The organism is Porphyromonas sp. CAG:1061 (assembly GCF_000435035.1).
Classification (GTDB): domain Bacteria; phylum Bacteroidota; class Bacteroidia; order Bacteroidales; family Porphyromonadaceae; genus Porphyromonas_A; species Porphyromonas_A somerae.
On sequence record NZ_HF988943.1, the window covers coordinates 1 to 7,479 of the forward strand.

Genomic DNA, 7,479 nt, shown 5'->3' on the forward strand with positions numbered 1-7,479 from the left:
GGTGGAGGACTCTCTGCCGATGCTTACCACCTCACCGCCTCACACCCAGAGGGGCTAGGGGCCAAGCTGGTGATGCAAAATGCCCTTGATGATGCCGGACTAAAACCCGAAGATGTAGACTATATCAACGTCCACGGCACCTCCACTCCAGTGGGAGATATCAGCGAGGCAAAGGCCATCAAAGAGGTATTTAAGGAGCACGCCTACAAGCTCAATATCAGCAGTACCAAGTCGATGACCGGCCACCTACTAGGGGCTGCAGGAGCTATTGAGGCACTTGCCTGCGTGATGGCGATTTACGAAGGTGTCATTCCTCCTACCATCAACCATGCAGAGGAGGATCAAGACCCCGAAATTGATTATAACCTCAATTTTACCTTCAATCATAAGCAAGAGCGACCTATCAGAGTAGCCCTCTCTAATACCTTTGGTTTTGGCGGGCACAATGCTTCGGTGATCTTCAAGAAATACGAGGAGTAATCCCTCCCCCTAGAGCGTGGGTTCTCACCTGATAAATATGAAGAAGTACCGTAGCCTTGTAGCAGAAATCCTGCGATTCCTACACCTCAATAAGCTGGGGAAGCAACCAGTGGCTCACAAATCGGAGCGACAATTGATTCTCGAACAATTGGTAGGAGCCGAACTGGGCAACCCCCAGCTCTACGAGCAGGCCCTTACCCACAGATCTTATGAAAATGTGGGCAATCTCGGGAGCAATGAGCGACTAGAGTTTCTTGGCGATAGTGTGGTCAACCTTGCGGTAGGGGATACCCTCTTCGCACTCTATCCAGAAGAGTCGGAGGGGGTGCTCACCAATATCCGCTCCTTTTTGGTGAGCCGAACCAATATGAATGCCACTGCTGAGAAGCTAGGCCTAGAGCCCCTTATCTATGCTGATAGCGGGCTACAGATCAAGGGGTCCGACCTCCTCGGCAATACCCTTGAGGCACTCGTGGGGGCGATCTACCTCGATAAAGGGTACCCTTTCGCAGCACAATTTGTCCGCAGTCACCTCATTGTCTCTAAGAAAAATGTGAAGGTGGTGGCGAAAAAAGAGGAGGACTACAAGACGGAGCTGATCATCATGATGCAGCGAGAAAAGGTGCCCTACCAATTTCTCCACCTCGATACCAAGTACGATAAAGCTCAGGGCTTTATCCACCGCTGTCAGCTACAAATCGACTTCCCCGACCACCCAATGGAGACCATCGGCGTAGGAAGTACCAAAAAGAAAGCACACCAAAACGCGGCCAAAGAGGCTCTCCGACGGATCGAAAAGAGTCGGAAGTAGCCACCATTCAGATGGCCCCGAACCGCTGGCGGGAGAAAGAAATAGGTAAGGACCTCTGAGGAGCTCCGTATTAATAGTTGCTACGAAGAATCCACATGGTAAGCCCCCTGTTTTCCAATCCATCTCCCATCGTAAAATCACCTCTTTGAGCAAGGCAAAAACTTAGTTGCAACTAAGCGATCGGCGAGTTGCAACTAAGCAATCGCCGAGATGCAACAAAGCAAATGCTTAGTTGCAACTAAACTTTTGCTTTTATAGGAGTTTGTATATCAGTGACTTATAAACCGGCTTCAAGAGACCTTCGGGAACGCTCCCATGAGCTTCCTGAAGGTCTTTTATTTGTCACCTAAACTTCTGATGCAGTTAACGTCAGTGTAACATACAAGTGCCACCTTTGCACTGTGAAAAAAGAAGTAGAAGTTTTTATCCAACTCACAAGCACTGTATGCCGAAGAAACTAATTAGAATTTTCATAGCTCTCCTACTGCTCACCCCCATTTTTGTCAATGCAGCAGAGCCCGACGGGGATAAGGGTGGTGCCATTAAAGGTACCGTAGTCGACCGTAGCAATAAAGAGCCCCTTATCGGAGCCAAAGTAGTGGTTCAGGGGCAAACGAAAGGTGGCGTCACCGACCTCGACGGTCACTTTCAGATCGAAGGGGTTGATGCGGGCGCAGTCACCCTCGTGATCAGTTATATTTCCTATAATACCCTCAAAGTAGAGGAGCTCGTAATCCGACCCAATGAAATCACTACTATTGAGGTTGCTCTTGACGCCAGCACAGAGCAGCTGCAAGAGTTTATCGTCACCGCCAAGGCCAATCGGGAGTCCGAAAACCTCCTTCTCCTTGAGCAAAAGCAATCGCTCCTCGCCGTGAAAGCCCTCGGTGCTATGGAGCTTTCGCGTAAAGGTATCAGCAATGCCGAAGCCGCCGTCGCTCAGATCTCAGGAGTCAGCAAGCAAGAAGGGGTGAAGAATGTATTTGTGCGTGGATTGGGCGACCGCTACAATGCCACCTACCTCAATGGCTTCCCCATCCCCTCCGACGACCCAGAGTACAAGAATATTGCACTCGATATGTTTGAAACCGATATGATACAAAATATATCGGTGCAGAAAGCCTTTAGTGCCACCCACGGAGGTGATGTTGGAGGTGCCGTCATCGACATTTCCTCCAAAGAGTTATTCGGAGAAAAACTACTAGATATCAGCCTCTCCGGCGGGGTCAATACCTCCGTGATGGGAAATACCTTCTACCGCCAAGATGGCACTAATTACTTCGGCATTTCCCGTACACAAGAGCCCGCCGATGGCACCTATAGTGCCTTCACCAAGCTCCCTGCCGGTACCCCTTATCAGTTTCAAAATGAGCTACAGCCCAAGCCCTACAACCGCCCTATCGACCACGGATTTGGACTCTCCGCCGGCAAGCTCTTCAACTTTAATGAAAATGCCCTCTCACTCCTCCTAGTCGCCAATCACAGCATTGACCACTCACATACCGAGCAACTCAATCGCACCCTAGCTCCTATTGGAGGCTTTTCAGTGGACCTAAAGGGACCCAACTCCGAGATCACCACTCGACAGATGGCACTCCTCAATGCCACTCTCGACCTGCGTAAAAAGCATCAGCTAGAGTACAACCTCCTCACCATCCACTCCAATAACCAGTACGTAGCTCAGCTAAAAGGTAATGATTACGTTGCCAATGAAAATGATGGCCTCGTACGTATGTACCGCCAGCAGGCCAATGACAACCTCCTCATCGTCAACCAGCTAGATACCGATTGGAGCCTCACCGATAAGCTGCACCTCAATCTCGGCACCTCGCTCAATCTGATGCGTGCCAAAGAGCCCGACCGTCGCCTCTTCTATCTCTCTGGCGAGGGCCAAGGCGACGATACTAAGTGGGTCACCATGGCGAGCAACACCAACCGCCGATTCTACTCCTCCCTCACTGAAAATGACTACAATGCCAAGGCGGCACTTGAGTGGAGCTTTAATAAGGAGAGCTACCTGCGGTTAGGCTACATCGGCCGGTACGTCGACCACCACTTCACCTCTCGAGAGTATAATCACGACCCCGTCTCAGGCAAGTCGGTTATGGAGAGCAATATCGACCAGTTTGATTGGGATAGAGACTTCTACAATAGTCAGAACCTCCGCACCGAGGCCAATCCTAGCGGTTTTACCTTAGTGCAGGGCGAGGAGTTTTGGTATCATTCAGAGAAGCAGATACACGGAGCTTATCTCGAGGGAACCTTTCCGCTACTAGAGAAGCTAATGCTACAAGCTAGTCTCCGTGCCGATTGGGTAGACCTCACCGTGAAATTCGGCCAAGCAGATAAGGAGAAGCAAGATAGCCAAATCCATAAATTCTACCTCCTCCCCTCCCTCAACCTTAAGTACGACCTCACCGATAAGCAGGCACTCCGACTCAGTCTCTCCAAGAGCTACACCCTCCCTCAGGTAAAGGAGATTTCCCTCTACCAGTACGTCAATATCGGCTACGTAAGCATCGGTAACCCCGATATCAAGCCCTCCGACCTCTGGAATATCGACCTCAAGTGGGACTACTACCTCTCCCCCACCGAGATACTCACCGTCACCGGTTTTTATAAGCACCTCAAGAACCCCATGGCACGCGTCGACCGCTACATTAGCTCAGGTGCTCAAGAGTATGCCAATCCGGCGCCAAAGGTAGACCTCGCCGGTATCGAGCTCGAGTTCAAAAAGAACCTTTGGCAAAAGACTGCCCTTCTCTCTGCTTCCAAGCACTCTCTTGACTTAGGTATCAGTGGCTCTTACATCTGGTCCCATATCCCACTCGAGAATGTAGAGGAGACCAGCCGCAATGCCACCCTCGAAGGCTCCTCCCCTTGGCTCCTCAATTCCGACCTCACCTACGCCTACACCAAGGGGTGGCGCCACTACACCCTCGCCATGGTGCTCAGCTACTTTAGCGACCGCATCCACACTTATGGCTCTAGAGGTATCACTCGTGGTGGACTGCAATACGATATTATGGAGCAAGGGAGAGCCAACCTTAACCTCGTCGGCTCGGCCAAACTGAGCCACCAACTCTCCCTGAAGCTCAAAGCCAATAACCTACTCAATAGCCCCTACACCCGAAAGCAACAACCCAATGATGGCTCCGAAGCCCAAGTGGTGAGCAAGTATCGAAAGGGCGTTAGCTTTAGTGTGGGACTATCCTACAACTTTTAAGTGAATCAAGATTACATAACTATCAAGTAAAAAGAAAAAAGTAATTATGAAGATCAATTTGAAGACCTCTCTCTTGGCAGCCATCATGCTGTCAGTAGCACTAGTTGCATGCGATGGCGACGAGCCAACGCCAACCCCAACTCCAAAGCCCGACCCCACTCCCGAGGTGCAAGTGAAGCCACTTAAAGGGGATATTACCAACGCAATGGTACTCGATGCTCAAAGCTATATCCTTTCTGGTACCGTAAGAGTAAAGGCTGGGGCTAGCCTCACCATTCCTGCCGGTACAGTGATCAAGGCGGAGAAGGGCTTTGACCAGTATATTCTCGTGGAGCAAGGCGGTAAGATCTATATCAATGGTACCGCTGAGAAGCCAGTTGTGATGACCGCCAATAGCGATAAGGCCGACTCAGGCTACTGGGGTGGTCTCATCATCAATGGCTACGCCCCCATCACCAATGGTGGCACCAATAAGACCGAGATCGACCCTTCTAAGCCTTACGGTGGCGATAAGGCCGATGACAATTCTGGAGTCATCACCTACCTTATCCTCGACTATACCGGAGCTAAAAACGATGCCAATACCGAGCACAATGGGCTTACCCTCAATGCCGTAGGTAATGGCACCAAGATCGATAACGTGCTTGTACGCGAGAGTGCTGATGATGCTATTGAGTTCTTCGGCGGTACGGTCAACGTTACCAACTTCGTCTCGGTTAATTCCGATGACGATATGTTCGACTTCACCGAGGGTTACAGCGGTACCCTCCAAAATGCCTACGGACTATGGAGCGAAAACCACTCCAGTACTGAGAAGGATCCACGTGGTATAGAGGCTGATGGTAATCACGATGGCAATTCCCCTGAGGGCACCCCACAGTCCAACTTCACCGTGATGGATGTTACCTTTGTGTTCAATGCCAAGCCCTCTACAGATGCTACCCTTATGTGCGACGATGTGATCAAGATACGCCGTGGTGCCATCGCTACTATCCAAAATGCCCTGATTAAGGGACAAGGACAGGTAAAAAATGTCCTAGACTTCACGGATAAAAAGGGTGCTGCCGACCCCCGCACCAAGGTGGAGTACACCTCCCTACTTACCACAGCCCCTGCTGATGCAGAGGTGAAGGGAAAGCTCAATGACGGGAATATCCAGAAGAAGGAAGGCCTCACAGGAGCTGATACCAGCAAGCTGGCGTGGACAAAGCTCAAGTTCTAATCCCTCCCCACCTCACCCCATAACCTATGGAGGTAACAACCATAATAACAACTAAAAATAGAGCTTTTACAATTCCATTAGTTTTCTAGGAACGGGTGTACGCTCACCGCTGAGAGGCAGTGGGCGTACCTTTTTTATCCTACCCTCCCCACCTTCTCCGCAGAGGGTAATACCTTGGAAGTAAAGAAAAAGGGAGCTGTGCAGGTATCTCTCCTGTACAGCTCCTCTGTAGTTAAAGTATTTGGGGAAGGGTTACTTCACGGTTACGGTGATTTGGCCAGTGTAATCGGTATTCTTCTTGAAGGTTACCTTCACGGTGCCTGTTCCCTTGATGCCACTTGGTTTCCATCCGTCGAAGCCGACATTGATGAGGTTTTGCTCATTGCCATTAGCATCCTTCACCTTTGGGATCTCGAGCTCAAAGTCGTCTTGTTCTAGTCCTTCGATGTCGAGCTTTTGGTTATTGGCATCAACGAAGACAATGGTAACCCACTTTGCTGAGTCCCATTCGCTGAAATTGAGCTCTGTAATCAGCTCATCATCGTACTCAAATGCAATCTTTGCTCCGGCTGGGACCTCGAATTTTGTTTCGATCACCTCCACTTCGCACTCCACTGCTTCAGCCCCTTCGAGCTCGGCCTTGACCTTGCACTTACCTAGGTTCATGCCATCTACCTTACCGTTGATGGAAACAAGCGCACGTACTTCTTCTCCCTGGCCCTCTACCATTACTTTTCCACCGGAGTAGGTAACCTTGGCCTGTATTTCCTTGGGTAGCTCGTTATTGCCGATAGCGGTAACAACGGCTTTTACATGGATAGACTTGCCCTTCTCTACAGTATAGGATGCTTGCTCAAATTGAAGCTTGTAGATGATGTTTTTACCATCGCCCTTACCTGGTTGGTCCCCACTGCCTGGCTTCTTAGGATCGGGGGTGGGCGTTGGTGCCTCCTTAGGAGTTACCTTTACCTTGCAAGTGGCAGAGTTGCCATTAGCTAGCTTGGCGGTGATGGTCGCCTCTCCAGCCTTGATCGCCTTTACTAGCCCCTTTGTCACGGTGGCTACTTGGCTGTCGGAGCTCTCCCAGGTAACCTCCTCCTTGGCCTCCTGTGGGGTGAGGATAGCAGAGAGCAGTAGGGTGGTCCCCTCCTTCAGCTCAGCGGTGGCTTTGCTCAGCTTGATGGTTGTCTTTACGGTAGGGGTGTCATCGGGCTTTTCTTTGCAGGCTCCGAATGCTAGCATGGTGAGCAGTATCCCTAATGGGAGTAATAAGCTTTTTAGTTTCATACGTCTTAATCTTTTTGTTTTGTTGATATAATGTTTGTTAGTTCTCTTTTACAGTCACGGTGCAATGGTCGTTGGCACCATTGGGGAGGGTGGCGATGATTTCGGTCTCTCCCACAGCCACTGGGGTTACTCGCCCCTTGTCATCAACCGTGGCGATTGTTTCATCGAGCGAGCTCCATTGTGCCTTGCGGTTTTTGGATCGTCGTGGCCGTACCTCCCACTTGAGCTGATAGGGCTCCTGCCCTAGGGAGAGGGTGATGCTCTTGGTCTTTAGGGTGATGTTGGGGAATAGGAGTGGTTCGGGCTTCTCGGTCAGAAGTGATGCAGGTTGCTTCTCGAAGTCGATAGTGGAATTATCATTATCCACAAAACCCTCGCCATCGTGGCGGCGGTGGAGGGCGTAGCCGTAGTAGGAGGACTTGGGGTCATTGTCACTCTGCCGTACGCTGGTGT

6 protein-coding genes are annotated in these 7,479 nt (G+C 50.6%); 4 read left to right on the forward strand and 2 right to left on the reverse strand.

All coding sequences use genetic code 11. From position 1 onward, the window contains the following. The 4 genes from QVO39_RS07915 to QVO39_RS07930 form a co-directional block, all read left to right on the forward strand. Positions 1-480 (forward strand): beta-ketoacyl-[acyl-carrier-protein] synthase family protein (locus tag QVO39_RS07915; RefSeq protein ID WP_502685073.1); only part of this gene is annotated, 480 nt, incomplete at its 5' end. A gap of 37 nt (positions 481-517) precedes the next feature. Beyond that, positions 518-1,291 carry a ribonuclease III gene (rnc, locus tag QVO39_RS07920; RefSeq protein WP_018027643.1) on the forward strand — a complete coding sequence of 258 codons (774 nt, stop codon included), beginning with the start codon at positions 518-520 and terminating at the stop codon, positions 1,289-1,291. A gap of 445 nt (positions 1,292-1,736) precedes the next feature. Further along, a complete protein-coding gene (locus tag QVO39_RS07925) occupies positions 1,737-4,517 on the forward strand; it encodes a TonB-dependent receptor (RefSeq protein WP_021903716.1) in 2,781 nt (926 codons plus the stop codon). 46 nt (positions 4,518-4,563) lie between these two features. After that, entirely contained in the window at positions 4,564-5,739 is a 1,176-nt protein-coding gene (locus QVO39_RS07930; RefSeq protein ID WP_021903717.1) for a beta-helix domain-containing protein, read from the forward strand. Positions 5,740-5,991: 252 nt separating this feature from the next. On the opposite strand, the gene QVO39_RS07935 is transcribed toward QVO39_RS07930, so the two are convergent. Both QVO39_RS07935 and QVO39_RS07940 read right to left on the reverse strand, forming a co-directional pair. Next, a complete protein-coding gene (locus QVO39_RS07935; RefSeq protein ID WP_021903718.1) occupies positions 5,992-7,026 on the reverse strand; it encodes an Ig-like domain-containing protein in 1,035 nt (344 codons plus the stop codon). A 37-nt stretch (positions 7,027-7,063) separates the two neighbouring features. Continuing rightward, a partial coding sequence (locus QVO39_RS07940) for an Ig-like domain-containing protein (protein ID WP_288171937.1) occupies positions 7,064-7,479 on the reverse strand: 416 nt, incomplete at its 5' end.